Source organism: Butyrivibrio sp. AE3004 (assembly GCF_000703165.1).
Lineage (GTDB): Bacteria > Bacillota > Clostridia > Lachnospirales > Lachnospiraceae > Butyrivibrio.
The window spans coordinates 1,500,096-1,522,605 of the sequence record NZ_JNLQ01000002.1 but is presented as its reverse complement, the minus strand read 5'-3'; the positions used below and the strand labels follow the sequence as shown (position 1 = coordinate 1,522,605).

Below are 22,510 nucleotides of genomic sequence, written 5' to 3'. Positions count from 1 at the left end.
ACATTAACCTCTTTATGTTTATATTTAAAAGTGGAAGTTCCGCTTAAATAATTCGCAAGAACATTTTCATCAAAGCTTATACATCCAGTTCAGCGTCTGTAGCATGCTGATGTATAAAATCACGTCTCGGAGGAACTTCATTACCCATAAGAAGTTCTGTCATATGTGAAGCCATTTTCGCATCTTCAATTTCAACAAGACGCATCATTCTGTTTTCGGGATCAAGTGTTGTCTCCCATAACTGCTGAGGATCCATCTCACCAAGACCCTTATATCTTTGAAGTGTGAACGAGCCTTTATGATTTTTGCGATATCTATCAAGAGCTGCGTCATCATACAGATACTCTTCCTTACCCTTACTCGGCATAGCCTTATAAAGAGGTGGCATAGCTATATAAACATGGCCTTCAAAAATAAGCTCCGGCATAAATCTGTAAAAAAGTGTGAGCAACAATGTCGCTATATGAGCACCATCAACGTCGGCATCGGCCATAATAACAATCTTGTCATATCTTAGTTTTGAAATGTCAAAATCATTACCATAACCTTCGGAAAATCCGCATCCAAAAGCATTTATCATTGTTTTAATTTCAGCGTTAGCAAGAATTTTATCAATACTTGCCTTCTCAACGTTAAGGATTTTACCTCTTATAGGAAGAATCGCCTGGAATTCACGGTTTCTTGCCATCTTGGCACTTCCACCGGCTGAATCTCCCTCAACTATAAAGATTTCGCATTTTGAAGCATCTTTACTAATACAGTTTGCAAGCTTTCCATTTGAATCGAAAGAATATTTCTGCTTTGTGAGAAGATTTGTCTTGGCTTTTTCTTCTGTCTTCCTGATTTTTGCAGCTTTTTCAGCACATCCGATTATAGCTTTTAAAACTTCAAGATTTCTGTCGAAAAATCTGGTAACCTCTTCACCTGTAATCTGAGATACGATTTTTGCGGCATCCTGATTATCAAGTTTTGTTTTTGTCTGTCCCTCAAATCTGGGATCCGGATGCTTTATGCTGACAACAGCAGTCATACCGTTTCTTACATCAGTACCGTTGAAGTTATTATCTTTATCCTTTAAAACACCAATTTCTCTTGCATACTGATTTATAATATTTGTAAACATGGTTTTAAAGCCGGTGAGGTGAGTACCACCTTCGGCATTATAAATATTGTTACAAAAACCAAGTATATTTTCATGAAATTCATTGACGTATTGAAGGGCAACATCAACAGAAACGCCCTCGCTCTCACCGCTGTAAAAAATCACATCGGTAACGGCTTCCTTGGATTTATTCATGTCACGAATAAATCCGGTTATCCCTTCAGGTTCATGGAACTCTATATATTCTTCGGTTCCCGGTCTGTCATCAATATAAATAATTGTAAGTTCAGGATTGAGATATGCAGTTTCATGAAGCCTTGATTTTATATCTTCTTCTCTGAATCTAGTCTTTTCAAAAATAGTTGGATCAGGCAAAAAAGATATGGTAGTACCATGATCTCTTGTTTTACCCACAGGCTCCAAAAGACCATCTTTTAATTCAACTGTAGGTACACCTCTCTCATAGGCATCTTCATAAATCTGACCATCAGTTCTGATCTGAACCTTAAGCCAGGTAGATAAAGCATTGACAACGGAAGAACCAACACCATGCAGACCGCCACTGGTTTTGTAAGCTGCATTATCAAATTTACCACCGGCATGCAGCATTGTTAAAACAACACGCTCAGCTGTAATTCCTTTAGCATGCATTCCTACAGGAATACCGCGGCCGTTATCTTCAATCGTTGCACTTCCGTCAGGATTAAGTGTTACGGTAATCTGTGAACAATGACCTGCAAGATGCTCATCAACTGCATTGTCCACAATTTCATAAACAAGGTGATTAAGACCTCTTGTTGAAACACTTCCGATATACATTCCGGGTCTCATTCTTACTGCTTCAAGACCCTCAAGAACTGTAATGCTTGACGCATCATAGTTGTTATTTACAGACATATAAACTCCCCAATTTCATTTAATAACTTTTTCACCCTCATACATGAATTTTTCTTGAACATGCAATTGCCAGAGCACCGGGACCTATGTGACATGATACGACCAGTGACAAAGGATCCATATGCATTTCATATCCCGGAAAAGCTTTTTCTACTTCACTCTTAAACTCATTTGCTTTTTCAAGATCATATGAATACGCTCCTGACAGATGAACATCATGTGCATCAAGTCCGCCAAATCTGTTCTCGAAATCAGACAGCATTGCATTTATCATTATGTTTTTTCCCTGCGTAGCTGTTCTTGCTTTAGCAAAAGCATCAAGTTTTTCACCCTGAATCTGAAGAACCGGTTTAAGCTTTAACAGCGTACCAAGTGCTGCTGCTGCAGGAGTGATTCTCCCACCTTTTTTCAGATAATAAAGAGTATCAAGCATAATATATATACTTGATTCAAACTTCACTTCTTCAAGTTTATCCTTAATTTCTTTGCCGCTCATACCCTTATCGCGCATTTCAATAGCATCGAGTACAGACTGTCTCATGGTTACGGATATGCGCTGATTATTGACTACAAAAACTTTACCTTCATAGTCATCCGCTGCCAACATAGTTGCAGTCTGACATGAACTGGAAAGTCCGCTACTGAGCGGGATGTAAACTATTTCATCGTATTCTTTTAGCATCGAATCCCATAATTCAAGAAGTGAACCGGGACTGGGCTGACTTGTCGAAACGTCTGCTCCCTCTGCAAGTTTTTTGAAAAAATCTTCCTGTGTAAGATTAATTCCCTCTAAATATTCAACACCATCAATCATAAAAGGCGTAGGTAAAACTTTTATTCCGAGAGCTTCACCGTCAGCCGGCATAATACCACTGTTTGTATCAGTTATGATTGCTACTTTTGACATGATTTCCTCCGAGAAATTATACTATATATTGTATTATTCGAACACATACTCTACTAAATTTTACTTTTATAAGGCAATAAAGTCAAATGAATTTGAATTCAGCCATTCTTTTATAGGTGCATTCTCTTCCATTACAAGGTCCGGATCTTCCATAAGTAACCTGTCGGCAAGACTTGCTGCTTCTTTGATCAAAGCAGCATCCTGATAGATGTCAGCTACATGAAATGCCATTTCTCCGCTTTGTCTTATTCCGAAAAGATCTCCTGGTCCTCTTTGTTTTAAGTCTTCTTCAGCGATTTTAAAACCATCGTTTGAATGATTCATAATCTCCAAACGTTCCTTTGCCTCTTCACGTCCGGAGGTATTTATAAAAATACAGTATGATTGCACTTTGCCACGTCCAACTCTTCCTCTTAACTGATGAAGCTGTGCCAGTCCGAACCGTTCCGAATTTTCAATCATCATTACAGTAGCATTCGGTACATTAATGCCTACCTCAATAACAGTTGTAGAAACAAGAACATCGATTAGTCCGTTGGCATAATCATTCATAATGGATTCTTTTTCTGAAGGCTTCATTTTTCCGTGAAGAGTCCCGATTCTTATTTCGCGTGGCAAAGCTTTTCTTAGCTTTTCAGTATAATCAGAAACATTTTCCATTCCATCCATTTCACCTTCTTCAATCATTGGACATATCACATATGCCTGATGTCCTGCTTTTACCTGATCACAAATAAATTTGTATGCTTTCGGTCTGTACTGTGTACCAACAACACAATTTTTTATTGGAATCCTTCCCATGGGCATTTCATCCAGAACTGATATATGAAGATCGCCGTAAAGAATTATGGCCAAAGTTCTTGGAATAGGCGTAGCACTCATTGCAAGAATATGGGTATTCATACCTTTTTCCGACAGTTTTTCTCTTTGTTTTACGCCAAATCTATGCTGCTCATCTGTTATAACAAGAGATAGTTTTTTGTAATTTACTTTTTCCTGTATCAGAGCATTGGTACCAACTATACAGTTAGCTTCTCCGTTTTCTATTTTCTCATAAGCAATTCTTTTTTCTTTGGTAGTAAGAGAACCTACCAAAAGAACAGGTCTGACAGGAAGATCATACTCTTGTGACATTTCATTAAACGCTTCAAAATGTTGCCTTGCCAAAACCTCTGTCGGAGCCATGATTGCTCCCTGATAACCGTTTTCTGCCGTAAACAAAAGAGCAAGAAAAGCCAATATAGTTTTGCCGGATCCCACATCACCCTGAATAAGCCTGTTCATAATATGAGGTCCTTTAAGATCAGCCTTTATCTCTTCCCATATAAACAATTGCTTTCTCGTAAGATTATATGGAAGTCTTGTGATTAGTGAATCAGAAATTGTTGAATTATCGTATACATAGTCATTAATTGACTGTTCTTCGTCTCTTTTTAAAAATCTGAGCTTTAGCACAAACTGAAGAAGCTCGTTAAACGCAATACGTTTTCTTGCGATTAAATATTCATTCATATCTGCAGGAAAATGTATTTTTCTTACAGCTTCTGAGTAATCCATCAAATCAAGCTCTCTTTTGATATATCCGGGTAGCATTTCCTCTAGATAAGGAGTGGAATTAATGGCCTGTTTCATAACTTTAATAATAAGCTGATTTGAAAGACTTTTAACCAAAGGATATCTTGGCTGCATGGATCCCATAATTTCAAGATAATCCTCAGTTTTATACATTTTGGGCTGTTCCATTACAAAACTTCTGCCTTTTCTCTGAACGAGTCCCCTAAACACGTAATAATGACCGGGCTTTATATTGTTTCTCATAAAAGGCATGTTGAAATAAGTAATTTGCATTTCGCCTGTTTCGTCAGATGCCTTAAAAGTTAAAATGCTTAAGTTCCTTACGTGCTTTACAGCTATATTTCCCGAAAGCATTATTCTGACTGCCGAGGTCTCACCCTCATGTAAATCAGAAATGCTAATAATCTGCTTACAAATATCATAGTCTCTTGGATAGTATGAAAGTAAATCTTCAACAGTTTTTATTCCACACTTTTCAAAAAGGGCGCTGCTTTTATCGCCAACGCCCTTTAAAGAAGATACATGTTCAATTAGTGAAGGATTTTTTTTACCCGTCATTTTACTCCGCACTCACAATATAATAGTAAATCGGCTGTCCACCGTATTGAACTTCCACATCGCAATTGGGGAACTTATTGATAATGCGTTCACCAAGCGTATTAGCTTCGTCCTCCTTAATATCAGAACCATAATATAAACTGATAAGTTCTGTTGAATCATCTGCTATCTTATCAATCATCATTGCGGTTACATCATCTATATCACCGCCTACACCGAGTATGCCATTATCGCCTATACCCATATAATCGCCTTGTTTTATAGTAACATCATCGATCATGGTATCACGAACAGCGTAGGTTATCTCTCCGGATTTAACAGTTGATATTGCCTCATTCATGCCCTCTTCATTCTCTTCTGCGGAAGTACCGGGCATAAAGTTGATAGCAGCTGTAATACCCTGAGGGACTGTCTTTGTAGGAATAACAACTATTCTCTTATTATCTTCTCTGTCTTCCATCATTATCTTAGCCTGATTAGCCGCCAAAATAATATTTTTGTTATTAGGCAAAACAAATACTGTATCTGCATTTACTTTAGAAGCTGCATCGAGGATATCTGCTGTACTGGGGTTCATTGTCTGACCACCCTCAATTACATAATCAACACCTAGGCCTCTGAAAATCTCAGCAAGTCCATCTCCGGCACAGACAGCAACAAAACCTATTTCCTTGTGCTCTTCATTTACAAATTCAGGCTCTTTTTTTGCACCGGTATCCTTAAGCGGGATATCATCACCTGCACTATATGTAGGAGTTGATTCTGCTGCACCATTGATTTCAGTCTCAATTTCTGCATAAGCGCCGCTTTCAGTCTCGTGGAAGAGCTTTTCACGATGTTCCATTCGCATATTATCAATCTTCATATTTGAAAGCTGACCATACATTAAAGCTCTCTGAATAGCAAGACCGGGATCATTGGAATGAACATGAACTTTACAGATTTCATCATCTGCAACCATTACTATACTATCACCGATAGATTCAAGGAAACCTTTAAAATCTATCTCCTGTTTAACATTAAGTGGCTTATTAAGAAGTACAATAAACTCTGTGCAGTAACCAAACTTAATGTCAACCTCTGCTTCTGCTTTTACTCTCTTTGAAACAGGAGTAGCTGCTGCTTCATCTATTGAATAATCAATTTCCTTACCAAGATAAGCATCAAGTGCGCCCTTAAGGACCTGCATAAGTCCCTGTCCGCCTGAATCAACAACACCGGCCTGTTTTAATACAGGAAGCATATCAGGTGTTTTAGCGAGAACTTCATCTCCATACTTTATGGTCTCTTCAAAAAATACAGAAAGATCTTCAGTACCTTCTTTTGAAAGTTCCTTTGCTTTTTCGGCCACACCCTTTGCAACAGTTAAAATAGTACCTTCCTTAGGCTTCATTACAGCTTTATATGCTGTTTCAACTGCTTTATCGAAAGAATCAGCAATTATTGTTGCATCAAGTTCGTTATGATCGCGTACGCCTTTTGTAAAACCTCTAAGTAGCTGAGAAAGGATAACGCCCGAATTACCTCTTGCGCCTCTCATGGCACCTGAATAAATGTTTTTGCAAAGATTGCCCATATCTACATCATCAGGCAATGCTTTAACATCCTTGGCAGCAGACATAATTGTCATTGTCATGTTAGTACCTGTGTCACCATCAGGAACCGGAAAAACGTTAAGCTCATTTATCCATTCTTTTTTTGCATTCAGATTACCTGCGCCTGCAAGAAACATCTTTTTAACATCAGACGCATTTATAGTGTTACTCAAAATTCTACCCTCCTTGACCTTAATCAATGACGCGAACGCCTTCGACGAAGATATTTATCTTCTCTATTTCAAGGCCGGTGAATTCCTCAACCTTGTATTTGACATTATCTATAAGGTTATCAGTTACAGCTGAAATACTTACGCCATAAGCTATTATTACGTGAAAATCCAATGTAAGCTTTCGATTTGATCCAACAGTTACATTGATTCCCCTTTTTATATTGTCTTTCTTCAAGAGACTTACAAGTCCCTCCGCTACATTAACATTAGCCATACCAACAATACCAAAGCATTCGTTAGCAACTGCTCCTGCATACTGTGCGATTACTTCATTATCTATAGCGATACTGCCCATATGGGTATTCATTGAAGTAGACTTCATACTGCACCTCCATTAAATAGCATATAAATCGATTATAAACTACCTCGATAAAAAAATGAAGTAAAAAAAGGATTCACTCGCGTGAATCCTTTAATTAAATACAAAACATAATGAAAAAAGATTAAGCACGCTCAACCTTTTTGGATCTGAGACAGCTTGTACAAACGTTCATTCTCTTAGTTCCACCATTAACTTTAACAGCAACCTTATGTACGTTAGCATTCCAGATTCTATTGCTCTTTCTATGGGAATGGCTTACGTTGTTACCGAAATGAACGCTCTTGCCGCATACTTCACACTTAGCCACTTTGACACCTCCTTATAAGCCATATTTGTTAACAATTATGTTGCATTCCAAAGCCAAAAAGCTTTGTAAAACATTATCTTCAAAATAAATATTCGCAACATCAGATATATTATCAGAAATGTTAAGTGAATGCAAGTACTAATTAAATATTTACAAAGAAATTAGAATTTTATGCTTTCATATAAGCATCGAATTGTCTCAAAAGAATATTATATTCTTCATTGATCATATCGCAAATCCTGTGATCTCCGCACATATTGTCCGGATGATATATTTTCATAAGATCACGATATCTTTTCTTAAGTGCCAAAAGAGAATTAACGCCTTCAAAAAAGAATTCTGCTCTGCTGTATTCTTCTTCTCTTAAATATCCCTTCTCCTGTTCGAACTTCTTGCGTTCACGTTCAAGCTTCTTTTTATCAACATTAAGCTTATCAAAGCCTTCTTTTAATATTTCTATCTGTTGATCAAATAAAACCTTGTCGTCTTGAAATTTCTGTTTATCATGCTCAAATTTGCTTCTCTCAAACTGAAATCTGTCACGGAAATTATTCATTTCCTTCTCAATCTCAGCAACCTTTCGGTCAACAATAATCTGCTCATGTTCAAGTCTCTGGCTTTCTTTGTAAATCCAGAGTTTCATTTCAAGTAGTTCTTCCTCAGTAGCCTTGTCAATTTTTTCCTCACTAATAAACTTTTCCATACGGAACCCAACCCCCTATACAACAACAAATTACTCAAGGTTTTCTTCTTCAGGAAATGCAATATCTACTGCGCTGTCATTATCCATCATGTCATTATCGCGATTCATGAAGCGATCAGCAATATCCGGAACAAGATCCAGGATTTTTGTTACAGCATCCTGATTCTTGATATTAACCAATTTTGTCTGACCATTTTTTATTACAAGAACCGCACTTGGCGACATTTTAGCCGCAAATCCGCCGGCTCCCGAATTCTTCTTGTCAGCATCACTTGCACCTGCACCAACACCAAACGATACATCAACAAGTGGAACAATGATGGTATCACCAACCTTTGTAGCTTCACCGACTACAGTTTTGGCACCCATAATTGTATTCATGCCATTCATTAGAGAATCAACAACGGAATTAAATTTTGAATCTCCCATAAAAATATCTCCCCTATTATGAATTAATTATTTTCTTAAATCTTTTAACAGTCTTCTTTACATCCTTATTAAAATAAAGTACTGCCGCAGCCCAAACTATGGTAAAAACGGTTATTTTTCCTTTTATATAAGTTTCCCCTGCTATAACCTGATTTTCAAAATCAGGAACTATAAACACCTTATTTAAAAGAACCGGATACATAACACCATAAGCTGCAAGAATATCAGCAGTTATAGTAGGATCTGACATCCCAATCACAAATTTAGCTTTAAATTTGCGTGGAATGACCTTCTTCAAAACTCTGATAAATTGTTTTTTGGAAACGTTAAATGCACGCTTGAAAATATCGTTATTTAACGTATTTTTAACCATATCTATCTTAGCATAAATTCTAGATATTGTATATTGGATTTTAGTAAATACATCCTGTGGTATTTTTATTATTTTTACAACAGTAGTAAAAATTTTGTTCAGCAGTTCAAAAAATCCTGCCTTATCGACCTTTTCATCGTCTTTATTTTCAAAGTCCTTTTGCGATTCATCTTTTGATGCGAAATTACCAATATCTCCATAACTACTGTCAGACGCTTCAGGCTCATCAACAATGTCAGTAGTTTTAGTTTCCTTAATACTATCGGATGTATCAGACCCATCTAAAGAAATGTCATTTTTAGTATCCGATTCTATTAAATCATCAATTTCAGCCTCGTCATCCGGTGATTTCAATAATTCTGCAGAAAGACCATTTTCTGACTTGTCATCAAGGTCATATTCTGCCGTATCATCACTTAAAGCATCATTCTTTTTATTTTTCGGAGGAAATACCGTAAAAAATAATACCTTTACCTTAAACTCTTTTGATTCAGGATAAGAAATTCCCCCGCTTAAAATATGTAAGAGCCAGCTAAAAGAAGCATCTGCGATAATATTATCTTTTAATTTCCCGGCTTCTTTTTCCAAATCTGTCTCTTTTATCACGGCATGAGCCTTATATCTAATGGGAACAAACAATATCAGCAGAATCAAAAAAATAACAAAACAAAGCACTGACAGCAATGTAATGCCTGCAATTTTCAAGATGGTCAGAAAAATCCCCATTAATTATCCCCCAAAAGCATTCCCAAATATCCTTTTATGTCTCCGTCCATTCCGCTTTCACACGCTTTATTGCAAATCTGTACCACCATTTCCACGGCCTCGTTATAATTCCCCGCTATTCCGTAAACAAATGCGGGATGCCTAAGATAATACTTTTGTTTAAGATTGGCGCAATGCATAATTTCAAGTTGTCCGTTTTTAGTCTCTGACGCAGTTATAACATAGATAAAAAGCTGACCTGCACCATGCCTTAGTTTCCATTTTACAAGTCTTGGCTTCTTTATCGAATCTCCTATGTACAGATTTGAATAAAATGAACAAAAACCCTTAATTGACAAAACTCACTCCCCTGTTTTTGCAAAATAGCAGTCAAACAATCTTTTAGCAATAGGAACAGCGTACTCTCCACCTGAACCTGCATTTTCAACAATAATTGTTACTGCGATTTCAGGATTTTCTGCAGGAGCATATCCTGTAAACCAGGCGTGAGAATCCGATGTACTATCCTTAAACTCTGCTGAACCGGTTTTACCTGCAGCAGTATATTCAAGTCCTTTTAGTCTTGAAGCAGTTCCAATAGTTATAACCTTTTCCATCATATTCTTTAAAAAATATGATTCATCTTCAGACATTATCTTTTTATAAGTTTCCGGCTTAAACACCTCTATATCCTTACCATCTTCCGTAACAACCTTATCAATAAATCTTGGCCTCATAAGAATTCCGTCATTAGCAATAGCCAACGTTATAAGATTTATATGAAGCGGTGTTACAGTTGTAGTACCCTGACCGATGCCAAGCTGCATTGTATCTGCGTCACTTAAAGCACTGCTGCAAAAAGCAGTTGACTTTGAATAATTCATATCCCACGGCAGATCTGAATTAAACATAAGCTCATCCAAAGTCTTTCCAAATGCATTTTTATCCAGCTGAAGTGCTATGTTAGCAAATGATGAATTACAGGATTTTGCAAACGATGTCTGAAAATCCAAAGCACCATGGCTTTCACCGTGAAAGCACCTTATAGTATCGTTACCGGAAGTAAACTTCCCGTTACAATTATAATGATAATCAAGATATTCATCACCTTTTTCTTTGTAATACTCAAGTGATGTGACTATCTTAAAGGTTGACCCGGGTGGATAAAGTCCTTGAGATACCCTGTTTAAAAGCTGAGTGTTGTCTTTGTCTTCAGTAATAGAATCCCAGTCTTTTTGTATTGTGGATGGGTCAAAATCAGGTTTTGATACAAGACAAAGCACTCTTCCTGTATCTACTTCGGTTACTATTATTGCTCCTTTATGAGCTGATAATGCTTCATATGCTGTCTGCTGAAGGTCCACATCGAGAGTCGTATATACATTATCTCCCGGAAACTTCATTTCATTCTCCCTGGCCTGTGCCTTACTCTTTAAGGTAGCATTGGAATTTATAAGATAGTAATTTGCCAGGTTTTCTATTCCGCTTCTTCCGTTTACGGCAAATCCGATAACATGAGAAAAAACTTTGCCAAAAGGATATTCTCTTGATTCGTTCCCATTAGCATCAGTAACCGTTTTTGCCAAAACCTGTCCATCGGATGCATAAATGGTTCCCCTTGTATTCTGGGTCTTTAGAAGCTGTTGATGAGCATTATAGCTGTTATCAAACATAACTCTTTCGTTTTTTATGGCATAGATACAAATGTAGCTTATCATGCAGATAAACAATAAAACAAATGCACCGCCTATTAAGAGTATGGGATAAGATTTATTGTTTTCCTTCATTTATCTTTTCCCTCTTTCTTTTTAAATACTCCTGATAGCGTTCATCGGTTCTGACAAGACACTGTCCTTCAACCAGTGCAAGCATAATAATCGTGACCATAACCGAAGTTCCGCCATAACTTACCAGGGGAAGAGTCACACCCGTAAGCGGTATAAATTTTGAGTCCCCTCCAACAGTAAGAAAAACCTGGAATATGTACATCACGCCAAGTCCGACACATAAAAGTTTACCGAAGTTACTTTTAATTTTATAGGCTTCAAGAAGTATCATTAAAAATGTTGAAACACATATAGCAATAACGCAGGAAGCAAAAATAATACCCAGCTCTTCTGCTATTGCAGCGAACATGAAATCCTCTTCTACGTAAGGAATTGAAGTCGGGGTTCCACCATACAAACCAAGTCCCCAAAGGCCCCCTCCGCTTATTGCAAAAAGAGATTGCGTAACCTGATATCCCGTTGAATCAATCTGCGTCCAGGGATCACTCCAGGCAGAAACTCTTTGTTGAATATGTGGAAATATTTTGTATGCGACAACGCTGGCCGCAGCACCTGAACCGAAGCCCGAAATAAGGTAAAGCGCATTGCCTGTAGCAACAAAAAGTACACAAATATATACAACAAAATATATGAGTGCGCTTCCAAGATCCTTTAATAAAACAAGGATTATTACATGCGCAGCAGCCAGAAACGTAACAACTGCCACTGTCTTAAAATCATTTTTCCTGGAAAGGATTGACGCTATAAAAAACACATAAATCAGCTTAACCATTTCCTGAGGTTGAAATGACAATCCGGCTATTCTGAAATTGATTTTCGAGCCGTTAGCTACAGAGCCGTATATAAGTAAGATAAGCAAAATAACAAGTCCAGCTCCGGCAAATAACCATCCCCATCTTTCAAGAAATGCCATTCTGAATATAACTTCCGGAATAATGAAAGCGATAACAATAGATGCACTCGCAATAACAAACTGTCTTATCCCTTTTCCATAGGATATTCTGGTTATCATGATCATTCCAACCATCAGCAGCATGCACATATTATTAATCAAAAGCCTGTTGCCGTCAGGATAGACAAGTCTGAACAAAGATATGGTAGTTATAAGTACCAGCGATTGTATCATCAGCAATAAAAAATATCTCTTCGAGCCTGTCTGTGCGATTATCTGAATAAAGCATGCAAACTGAGTCGCAAACAGGAAAACTGTCTGTATTGCATATATCCATTTTCTTCGAAATTCGCCTTTATACATGAAAACCAGGAAGCTGAAAATCGTATAAAACGCCATGCTTCCCGCAATCACATATTTAGAAATCTCAGTTAAATATAATTCCATAAAAAACGCAGCTTAATCCGCGCTCCTCTCAAAATGTCCTGCAGTATATTCTTTTGTTGATAACAGTTCATCATATTTCATTTTGCCAGTGTCTTTATTATCACACAAAATTACACCATAGGCCTTTAAAATCTCTGAAACCTCTTTTTCAGATTCAGTAGTAAAATCAATTCTGTAAACAACATTATATTTATGCGCAAAGGCAATAAGCTTTTTAGTCTTTTTAAATAAAGAAACCGGAACACTGTTCCATATAATATTTGAGCAGTGTCTGCAATCATATGTTACAGGAAGTACTCTGCCGGTTCGGTCGACTATATTTGTTTCCCCATATTCAGTAATTTTTCCTCTTTTTCCGGTGCAGCTTTCCAAAGTATTCTTTATACAACCGGCTGAAATCATCATTGGCACTCTTCCATAAACCATGATCCCGGCTTCAGGTAGTTTGGATTTTGCATCTGCATCAAAATTATTATAAAGTGCATCAAGGAATTCGCCCATTTCGTGAATATTGAGTTCCAACGGTAAGTTAAATCCCGAAAGCTTATGTTCTTTAAACAATTCATTATACAGTGAAAAAGCTTCATGATTCCACATATAAAGACCATAATCCGGAATAACATCACCTTTATATCCCGCTTTTTTTATAACGAATAATTCTTCAAGGTTTCTTACAAGAATGCCTTTAAGATTATACTCAGAAGTCTTTTCCAGAATATCCCCAATTTCAGAATGACCATCAATAAAAGTCTCATTTCTGAGAACATAAGGAAGCGCAACGTAAACGCAGGCATTTTGCGGTATATCCTTTAAAAGATCACTATCATTAAATAGAATTCTGCTGTCAACATATATTCTATATCTTTTATCAGATTTTCTAATGTGATCAGCAGTCGCCTTAAGCTGTTTAGAGTCCATTACAGTCACTGAAAAGTCCGGTTTATCTTCTTCAATACCTGAAAGTGCTTTATTAAAGTATCCCGTATTTTCATTGGAATAGAAATTATCCTGAACATTATTGGATGCAAATTCTTCTATAGCTTTTTCTAATTTATCGCAGGCATCTCTCCTAAGCTCATTTAGTGACTTATTTGGAATAAAAATTCCTTTTTCATCCATTTCAAGAGTTATATCACGAAGCTCAAAAAAAGTATTTCCAAATTTTGAAAGCTGTTTATTTATGTCATCTTCAGTCATAGGCTTTTTTACAGCTTCCTGAACATTGTCGGAAAAAGCTGTTATCTGTATGTTATTATCCGGTCTTGTATTATCAAAAATAGCAAGTTTAAATTCTGCCGGTTGTCCTATTTTAAATTTCCCTGATGCGCTTATTTTAACTTTTTTCTCACCTGTTAAATATCTATTTCTGATATCGCTTAGAACGTTGTCATCGGAACCGTTATAAGCAGGGTTATCTATTGTTACCATATCAGGACTGTTATGTCTGAAATAGTAACCTTCTCCTATTTCTGAACGAAGATATAAGAAAGAAAGTAACCTCTTGTCTTCAGAGGATGCTTCGAGTTTTATTTTTCCCTTTTTGAATTCCTTATCATTTTCGGCAAGTTCATAATATTTATCAATATATTTTCTGTATATAGAGGTTACTCCGGCAGCATATTCCGGTTTTTTCATACGGCCTTCGATTTTAAAGGAATCAATTCCCGCCTCTATAAGTTCAGGAATCCTGTCAACCATACACATATCCTTAAGACTTAACGGATAGCATTCCCTTTTACCGTTTTTATAAGGAAGTCTGCATGGCTGTGCGCATCGTCCTCTGTTACCGCTTCGCTCGCCAACCATGCTTGAAAATAGGCATGCACCGGAATAGCAATAGCACATAGCACCATGAATAAATGCCTCAATTTCGACACTTTCACCATTTTGAAATTTGCAATTATTATGAATATCTTCTATTTCCTGTAAAGATAGTTCTCTTGCAGGAACTACACGTTTTGCACCAAGATCCATAAGAAGGTTTGCACCGCCTTTTCCGGTTATAGTCATCTGAGTACTTACATGCAGTTCGACAGACGGAAAATTTTCCCTGATAATCCTGAAAACACCGAAATCCTGAATAATAGCACCATCAAGCCCCGCTTCTGCAAAAGGAGCAAAAAAAGCTTTAAATTCAGGGATTTCATTTTCTTTAAGCAACGTGTTTACCGTAAGATAAATCTTCTTGCCGTGCATATGGGCGTATTTTATAGCTTGAATAACTTCCTCATTCGAAAAATTATCAGCAAATGCTCTTGCTCCAAACCCCTGTCCGCCGAGATAAACAGCATCTGCTCCGGCATTAAATGCTCCAACCATTGTTTCATAATTTCCGGCCGGTGATAGTAGTTCAACTTTACGCATAGGTAAACAACCTCATTTTCTAAAAACAAAAATATTTAAAGGCTGCCGAACCGGCAGCCTTTGGATTACTTTTTCAGAGATTTAAGCTCTGTTTCCATCTGAATGATCTTTCTGGAATCCTCTGTTATGTCTGACTGAAGATTCTTAACGTTCTTCTCAGTATTCTCAAGTTTAATCTGAGTAGCAATAAGCTCATGCTTTATGTCATAAAGCTCTTTCTCCTTATCACTAAGCTGACCTTCAAGCATCTCAACCTGCTTTTTGGCCTTAAAATAATCATCTGCAATATTTAATTGAAGAAGTACGTTCTGTGTATCAAGTGGCTGTCTTTTAAAGCCATCCATTTTGTTATAATCGGCAATCTTATTATTAATATAAGAGGCAACCTTTTGTAGATATTCTTCACTCTCATATCCGCTCAGAGTAAATACCTTCCCCCCGATGATTACCTCGGTATCTGTCTTAGAAGCCATAACTATCCTCCCCATTCAGGCAACTTTTTATAATTTCTTATTTGACTGTTCCTCATATTAAGACGAGATTAAAGTCATAAGAGATTATATACTTTAAAACCACCCATTATCAATAGTATAGAGTGTTATTTTATAAAAATAATACCACAATATCATGTATTTGTCATCGGTAAGAGCCCAAGATGTTCGTATGCCAGATCTGTAACTATTCTGCCTCTGGGAGTCCTGCCTATTAGACCGTTTTTTAGAAGATACGGTTCATATACATCTTCGATAGTTCCTGAATCCTCTCCTATTGAAGCAGCCAATGTATCAAGACCTGCCGGTCCTCCTCCGAACTTTTCAATTAAAGTAAGAAGAAGCGTCCTGTCATTGTGATCAAGTCCCAGCTTGTCGACGTCCATAAGATCAAGTGCTGTTCTGGCTACCTCTTCGGTAATTATTCCATCATAACGAACCTGAGCATAATCTCTGACGCGTTTTAGAATTCTGTTTGCTATTCTTGGTGTTCCACGGCTTCTTTTCGCCATTTCCCTGGCACCGTTATCTTCTGTTTCCACCCCCAGAACTTTAGCTGATTGCTTGATTATCTGCATAAGCTCTTCCGTCTCATAGAATTCCATTTTATAAAGCATACCGAATCTGTCACGAAGAGGCGCTGACAGCATTCCGGCTCTTGTTGTCGCACCTATAAGTGTAAAATGCGGTAGGTCCAGTCTTATAGATCTTGCAGAAGGTCCTTTTCCGATCATAATGTCAATCTTATAATCTTCCATAGCAGGATAAAGAACCTCTTCCACCTGTCTGTTTAATCTATGAATTTCATCAATAAAAAGTACATCACCTTCTTTAAGGTTATTAAGGATTGCAGCGATTTCTCCGGGTTTCTCTATTGCCGGACCGCTTGTAACCTTACAATTAACCCCCATTTCGGCTGCAATAATTTCCGCAAGAGTCGTTTTACCAAGCCCCGGCGGTCCGTACAAAAGAATATGATCAAGACTCTGTCCTCTTTTTTTTGCAGCTTCTATTGAAACATTCAAATTCTCTTTTATTTTTGACTGTCCTATATAATCTTTTAGTCTTTTTGGCCTAAGTGAACCTTCAATCTTTTTATCTTCCTGAAGAGCTTCTGCATTAATAGCTCCGTTCCCCCGCTCTGCAGAAGTCCTTATAGTTCTTTTTTCCATACATCCACCATTTAGTTATTATATTAATTCTTTCAGTGCCATCTTTAGGATAGCTTCCGTGTCGTCCCCTTGGACACCTGTTGACATAACCTTTCGAACAGCTTTTGAAGCTTCTGAAAGTGAATAGCCAAGACTAACCAGCGCTTGAGTCGCTTCATTTTGAGGAGCGTCATCACCTTCAATTATCATATTGTTTTCGCCATCGCCTCCGGCTTTTCCTGAAAGAATATCATCGTTTGATATCTTATCCTTAAGCTCCAAAACCAGCCTTTCTGCTGTTTTTTTACCTACTCCGGGAGCTTTGCTTATTGATTTCGAATCACCCGACAAGATCGCAAATCTAAGATCATCAGGTGTCATAACCGATAAAATAGCCTGTCCGCCTTTGGGGCCGATACCGCTTACACTTATTAATAGTTTAAAAAACTCCAATTCATCTCTTGTTAAAAAACCATATAAATTCATGGCATCCTCACGAACGCTCATATAAGTATAAAGTTTAACATTTTCTCCTTTGGAAGGGAGTCTGTCAGCCGTATATGCTGATATATTTACATTATAACCAATACCGCCCACATCGATCACAGCAAGCAAATCGCGTTTTTCATCAAGTATTCCATTAACAAAAGCAATCATTTATTTAATATTTCCTTCGCACGGTTTATTTAAAAATCAAATTAAAATCAGTAATAATTCTATCATACCATTCGAAGATTAAGTCAGTTTTTTCTCTAATTGCTTCTATATTATTTTCTTTTGCCTTTTTTTCAAGTTCTTTAGACAGGTTGCCAAGTTCTATCGCGCCTATAAGTCTTGCGGAATTTTTCGTATTTTCAATAGCCAAGACAAATTCCTTATTTTGATGATTCTCAATATATTCAGCAAGCTTTTTCTTATTGTTATCCGCTGTTCTCATAAACATTCTGATAACAGAGATATAAACGCTTTCACTTCCGCATAACGAAAGTGCAAATACAGTATCAATATAGTGCAAATCCTTAAGTTTATTTATGTACAATTTATCTGTTTTTGATATTTCTTCTTTATCAAAAACAAGTAAATCATTTTCAGTAGTAGTATCTTTGGTCTGTGCCGCTTTATCTATATAGCTGTATTTAAATGATGGCAGATATTTTGCAAGCGTCTTCTCAAGTGCAACTGTATCGACAGGTTTAGAAAGATAATCATTAAAACCTGCCAAAAGATATTCTTCCTTTGCGCCCACAACTGCATTGGCCGTAAGTGCGATTACCGTTGTATCATTCTTTAAAAGATTTTGCTTCTTAAGATTTTGAAGTGTCTCAATACCATCCATCTCAGGCATCATATGATCAAGGAAAATAATATCGTAGTGCTTGAAGCTTACATATTCTATACACTTTGCACCGCTTGATGCAAAATCAGGATCTATTTTATTTCGCTTCAAAAGGCTCTTCATTACAGATAAATTCATGTCATTATCATCAACAACCAAAATATCGGCATGCTCTGCAACAAGAAATCTTTCATTGTGATCTTCCGTATTGGTTATAAGTGTTTCTTCATTTATCTCGCCAATATCACACCAATCTGTAACCTTTTGTTTTAAAACAAAAGAAAATTCAGATCCTTCGCCATATACACTCTTTACTAAAAGAGTGCTGCCCATCATTTCAAGAAGACTTGTAACAATTGCAATTCCAAGTCCTGTTCCTTCTATATTCCGGTTTCTTTTTTGATCGAATCTCTGGAAAGAAGCGTTCAGTTTGTTTATATCAGTATCTTTAATACCGATACCCGTATCAGAGACACGTACATCTATTTCAACATATTTTTTATCAATAGGTGTTCCTTCAATTGAGAGTGTCACACAGCCTTTTTCCGTATATTTAACTGCGTTAGTAAGTAGATTTAATATAATCTGCTTAATTCTGAAGTCATCGCCAAACATTCCTCTTGGCAGATGCGGATCTATATTCAGTTTAAATTCAAGATCCGTTTTCTTTATACGCGCCGAAATCATATTAATAATATCAACAAGCAAAGGGATTGTTTCATATTCAACACATATTATTTCAAGTTTTCCTTCTTCAATCTTTGAAAAATCAAGAATGCTGTTTATAAGTGAAAGCAGTGTTTTTGAAGCACTTTGAATATTATTGGCGTATCCTTTTATATCATCTCTTTTATTCTCCCTTAATATCATTTCATTCATTCCGATTATGGCATTTATGGGAGTCCTTATTTCATGGGACATCATAGCAAGGAAATCACTTTTTGCTTTTCCTGCAGCTATTGCAGCATCAGCTGAGTCCTGAAGCTTGTTATTCATTTCTTCCTGCCATTTTATAAGACTTCCAAGCAAATGATATATTACTAATATGCAAATGATTGAGGATAAAAATGCAATGGTACCATATAGAATTGTTCTTCCATAAATTGTAAAGAAGTTAAATGCTACAAAAACCGTAAAATCTGCCACCTTGGTTTTTTTTGCTATAAGAACCTTCAGAACACCGTCATAATCAGTAAATACGATTACCTTTCCCTCATCGTCCCCTGCTTTGTGATAAGGAAGATTTGCAATATTAGTCGATTTTTTGCCGGTCATCTGATAAGTACCGTGTGGATGATTTATAATAGTTCCTCTTGAATCGGTGAGAAAAGCATAGCTGTTTTCGGAATAGGAGCTTCCAAGTATTTCGACCAATTTATCAATATAAAAATCAATACCAAATACGCCCAGAAACTCTCCGGTTTTATTATCATATACTCTCTCCGAAAAAGTTATACAGTAATTACCTGTCTGGGCATCAATATAGGGTGTAGAAATATTAAAGCCGTCTTCAGAATTAATAGTATCCATATACCATTGTCTGTCTTCTACTTTGAAGCCCGACTCAGGTCTCCATCCGGTATTCATATATACTACCTGTTCAAAATCCTTATTTGCTATATATGATGCGGATATCTGATTATAACACTCAGTAATTCTGTCGAGATAATCAATTATTTCCTGTGAATCATTAAGTATTTCCGGCTTTGTTGAAATATTAACGCAAAACATATCAAGTATAGTTTTTTGAGAAGTTGTCCACTCTGTTACCTGGCTTTCATAATAACCGACCATCTGCTGCATTCTAGCATCACACCATCTGGTAGTCATCCAGCTTATGGAAGCCACGCTGACAAGCATTGAAAAACTCATTAATCCAATGATAATTATTCTGTATTTACTGCTTACTTTTGTAATTCTGCTGGCATCTTTTCTGTTCTTTTTGCGATTTTCACTCTTTACATAATTCGAGTAGCTTATTATCTGCTGAATACTTTCGGAAAGCTGTTTTGTTGCATCCTGAATACTCTGAAATCTCGCTTCATAATTTTTATCTTCATCAAATGCTCTTGAATCGGTATTGCTAAGAATCTGGTTCAAAGGAGCTTTTAAGTCACCTGTAACAGCCTTCAAAAAGTCATCCTTTGACTCCAAAGCTTCCTGTGCTTTTTCTTCATTTTTTCTTGTAATGAAATATAGAATGAAAATTATAAAGAATATGATTATATTCAGACTCATGCCAAGGAATAGCCATAAATATGAATCATGGTATAATTCCCAGTCATTAATACTAACAATTAGGTACCATCCGGAATTCGTACCGGTCGCAAACAGGTTTTCATGAAAAAGACCTTGAGGAAGTTTGGTAGAAACTGTTTCATTTGATGTCTTAGCAAGATTGAAAATACCAATATAGTCAGGATATACATCTAAAAGGTTTGCACCAACATATTGTTGGTCACTGCAGCCCGCAATAATACCATCTTCAGTTACAATTACAGAGGTGTTATTGTCTGAAATGGATATCTTCTGAATTTCATTTTGAATATGTGAAAGAGTGTAATCAATAGCAAATACGTCATTATTATTTTCGAGGGAAACGGAAACCGTGTAGCAAATAGCACCTGTAACCGCATCAATATAGGGTGCGCATACATAAGTATTACCGTTATTTTTTATAGCACCTTTAAACCATGTTCGCTCAGTCTGGTCATAATCCTCAAGCTCAAGATCCGGAATAATATGCCAGTCATATCCAGCAACATAAACATTAAAGCCCACACCATCCGTTTCCTTAATGATTTTGTCCTTGGATTCATAGATAAATGCTTCCAAAGCACTTCTATCATTTACAAGTGGCTGTGCCTTAATTGCATACTGTGCTGTTAAATTTTTAGCATTATTTATCCCGTTTTCAAGTTCAGCTCCAATACTCTCAAGCTGATACTTTCCTGAACTTATTGTTTCATCGGCAGTAGTCCTGAAAACCAGAAAAAAATTGATGCTTGTAACAATAATCAGTGTAATAAGAACAAAGATAATAATGCCCGCTGCGTGTTTGTTCTTTTTCACCTAAAATACCTCAAATGAGTTTACAGCAGCTTCGCATTTTCCCCATACTTAAGCATCATCCCGGCAATGAAACCGTTTAAAAAACCCGTAAGCGCCCCGGATAACATAAGTAAGGGAATGTAATAAAAGATTCCTGATGTTTTTACTATAAAAGCCGCAACAAGGAGCTGTCCCATATTATGAGCAAGCCCCCCGCAAATGCTTACGCCTTTTATATCAAAAAGGTCAAGTTTTTTTATAACTACCATTACAATAAAGCTTATTGCAGCACCTGTTACGGAAAATAAAATTCCAAACAGGCTGCCAAACAAAAAGCCTGAGAGAACAATTCGTAAAACATTTATGAGAATACCTTCATATTCTCCGTAAGAAAAAATAATAAGTACTATTACCATGTTGGGGAGACCAAGCTTCATGCCCGGTACTCCTCCAAAAAAAGGAATCAATGTTTCAATATACGAAAGTAACATCGCATAAGAAAGCAATAATCCAAGTAATGCAATTTTGCCGGTGGCAGAAATATTATTCTTCATATCAGTAATCAGACATTTTTAAGAGCTTTAACTATAGTCATTTCAATAACATCACTCTTGGTACCGACAATTACATCCTCTGCTATACTTGCAACAATAGACTTTTCGAGCTCGTCCCATGCTTTTAAGTTTGCATCATTTTCAGGCGAAGGATCTTCAATTTCCTCATTAAGTGAGTCTTTATAATCAGAAAGGTACCATGCAGCACTAAGATTTCCTACTCCGTCAAAGCCATCATATATTCCCATGCTTCCGAATCCTACATTTGTACCGCCATATTCCTGTTGAAGTCTTGCAACATAGTCAAAATCCATCAATCCGGTTTCAATTATATCTGCAATTTTACCCATGAAGCCTTTTGCCAGGGCGTTTTGTTTTGAAGAAGAAACAGAAATAAGTTCTTCTTTCTTTTCATAATTCATTTCAGTTTTTGCCGTCAGCTTAAGACAACAGTAATTCTCAAATTTCTCAAACCATAACAAGGCTGAAAAATCCTTTGTGATCTGTCCGAGCATCAAAGCTGTTTCTTCAAACAACAGCTCCATCTGCAAATTATCTTTATGCTTAAGGTTACACTCTTTCAGAAAATCCGAAGCTTTTTCAAAATCAGCTTTCATAACGTTATCTTTGCAATTGATAACAAGCTTCTGTGATGTTACTATCGGTTCACCCTCAATTTCTTTATACTTTTTGCTCATATTCCTCTCCTCATAAGTATTATATTAAAATAT

Annotated in this window: 19 protein-coding genes; all 19 read right to left on the bottom strand. The window is 36.7% G+C overall.

Annotated elements, in window-relative coordinates; genetic code table 11:
• Positions 1-76: 76 nt before the first annotated feature.
• The gene (locus BV60_RS0109710; RefSeq protein WP_029321321.1) at positions 77-1,999 is read right to left on the bottom strand and encodes a DNA gyrase/topoisomerase IV subunit B; all 1,923 of its coding nucleotides are present in this window, start codon (positions 1,997-1,999) and stop codon (positions 77-79) included.
• A 37-nt stretch (positions 2,000-2,036) separates the two neighbouring features.
• Positions 2,037-2,906, bottom strand: a complete 870-nt coding sequence (locus BV60_RS0109705) for a DegV family protein (protein ID WP_029321320.1) — start codon at positions 2,904-2,906, stop codon at positions 2,037-2,039.
• Between the two features lie 66 nt (positions 2,907-2,972).
• Positions 2,973-5,039, bottom strand: a complete 2,067-nt coding sequence (recG, locus tag BV60_RS0109700; RefSeq protein ID WP_029321319.1) for an ATP-dependent DNA helicase RecG — start codon at positions 5,037-5,039, stop codon at positions 2,973-2,975.
• A 1-nt stretch (position 5,040) separates the two neighbouring features.
• On the bottom strand, positions 5,041-6,810 hold the full coding sequence (locus BV60_RS0109695; RefSeq protein WP_029321317.1) for a DAK2 domain-containing protein: 1,770 nt from the start codon (positions 6,808-6,810) through the stop codon (positions 5,041-5,043).
• A 16-nt stretch (positions 6,811-6,826) separates the two neighbouring features.
• On the bottom strand, positions 6,827-7,189 hold the full coding sequence (locus BV60_RS0109690; protein WP_029321315.1) for an Asp23/Gls24 family envelope stress response protein: 363 nt from the start codon (positions 7,187-7,189) through the stop codon (positions 6,827-6,829).
• A gap of 121 nt (positions 7,190-7,310) precedes the next feature.
• Positions 7,311-7,496, bottom strand: a complete 186-nt coding sequence (gene rpmB, locus BV60_RS0109685) for a 50S ribosomal protein L28 (RefSeq protein WP_022759940.1) — start codon at positions 7,494-7,496, stop codon at positions 7,311-7,313.
• 169 nt (positions 7,497-7,665) lie between these two features.
• Positions 7,666-8,199, bottom strand: a complete 534-nt coding sequence (locus BV60_RS0109680) for a hypothetical protein (protein WP_029321313.1) — start codon at positions 8,197-8,199, stop codon at positions 7,666-7,668.
• 30 nt (positions 8,200-8,229) lie between these two features.
• Positions 8,230-8,628: a GerW family sporulation protein gene (locus tag BV60_RS0109675; protein ID WP_029321311.1), complete on the bottom strand. Its 399-nt coding sequence runs from the start codon at positions 8,626-8,628 to the stop codon at positions 8,230-8,232.
• 16 nt (positions 8,629-8,644) lie between these two features.
• Positions 8,645-9,727 carry a hypothetical protein gene (locus BV60_RS0109670; RefSeq protein WP_029321309.1) on the bottom strand — a complete coding sequence of 361 codons (1,083 nt, stop codon included), beginning with the start codon at positions 9,725-9,727 and terminating at the stop codon, positions 8,645-8,647.
• Positions 9,727-10,065 carry a hypothetical protein gene (locus BV60_RS0109665; protein WP_051656636.1) on the bottom strand — a complete coding sequence of 113 codons (339 nt, stop codon included), beginning with the start codon at positions 10,063-10,065 and terminating at the stop codon, positions 9,727-9,729. Before BV60_RS0109665 ends, BV60_RS0109670 begins: the two co-directional genes overlap by 1 nt.
• A 3-nt stretch (positions 10,066-10,068) precedes the next feature.
• Positions 10,069-11,493 (bottom strand): peptidoglycan D,D-transpeptidase FtsI family protein, encoded by a 1,425-nt coding sequence (locus BV60_RS0109660; RefSeq protein ID WP_029321306.1) that lies wholly within the window; start codon positions 11,491-11,493, stop codon positions 10,069-10,071.
• The gene (locus BV60_RS0109655; RefSeq protein ID WP_029321305.1) at positions 11,477-12,832 is read right to left on the bottom strand and encodes an FtsW/RodA/SpoVE family cell cycle protein; all 1,356 of its coding nucleotides are present in this window, start codon (positions 12,830-12,832) and stop codon (positions 11,477-11,479) included. The genes BV60_RS0109660 and BV60_RS0109655 overlap by 17 nt, the downstream gene beginning before the upstream one ends.
• A gap of 12 nt (positions 12,833-12,844) precedes the next feature.
• Entirely contained in the window at positions 12,845-15,196 is a 2,352-nt protein-coding gene (locus tag BV60_RS0109650; protein WP_051656635.1) for a peptidase U32 family protein, read from the bottom strand.
• A 65-nt stretch (positions 15,197-15,261) separates the two neighbouring features.
• Positions 15,262-15,669, bottom strand: a complete 408-nt coding sequence (gene zapA, locus BV60_RS0109645; RefSeq protein ID WP_029321302.1) for a cell division protein ZapA — start codon at positions 15,667-15,669, stop codon at positions 15,262-15,264.
• Positions 15,670-15,821: 152 nt separating this feature from the next.
• Entirely contained in the window at positions 15,822-16,859 is a 1,038-nt protein-coding gene (gene ruvB / locus BV60_RS0109640; RefSeq protein WP_051656634.1) for a Holliday junction branch migration DNA helicase RuvB, read from the bottom strand.
• Positions 16,860-16,877: 18 nt separating this feature from the next.
• Positions 16,878-17,495, bottom strand: a complete 618-nt coding sequence (gene ruvA / locus BV60_RS0109635; RefSeq protein ID WP_029321298.1) for a Holliday junction branch migration protein RuvA — start codon at positions 17,493-17,495, stop codon at positions 16,878-16,880.
• Positions 17,496-17,520: 25 nt separating this feature from the next.
• The gene (locus BV60_RS21915) at positions 17,521-21,246 is read right to left on the bottom strand and encodes a cache domain-containing protein (RefSeq protein ID WP_051656633.1); all 3,726 of its coding nucleotides are present in this window, start codon (positions 21,244-21,246) and stop codon (positions 17,521-17,523) included.
• Between the two features lie 20 nt (positions 21,247-21,266).
• Positions 21,267-21,779: a Gx transporter family protein gene (locus tag BV60_RS0109625; RefSeq protein ID WP_029321294.1), complete on the bottom strand. Its 513-nt coding sequence runs from the start codon at positions 21,777-21,779 to the stop codon at positions 21,267-21,269.
• 8 nt (positions 21,780-21,787) lie between these two features.
• Complete coding sequence (locus BV60_RS0109620) at positions 21,788-22,477, bottom strand: hypothetical protein (protein WP_029321292.1); 690 nt, start codon at positions 22,475-22,477, stop codon at positions 21,788-21,790.
• Positions 22,478-22,510 lie beyond the last annotated feature (33 nt).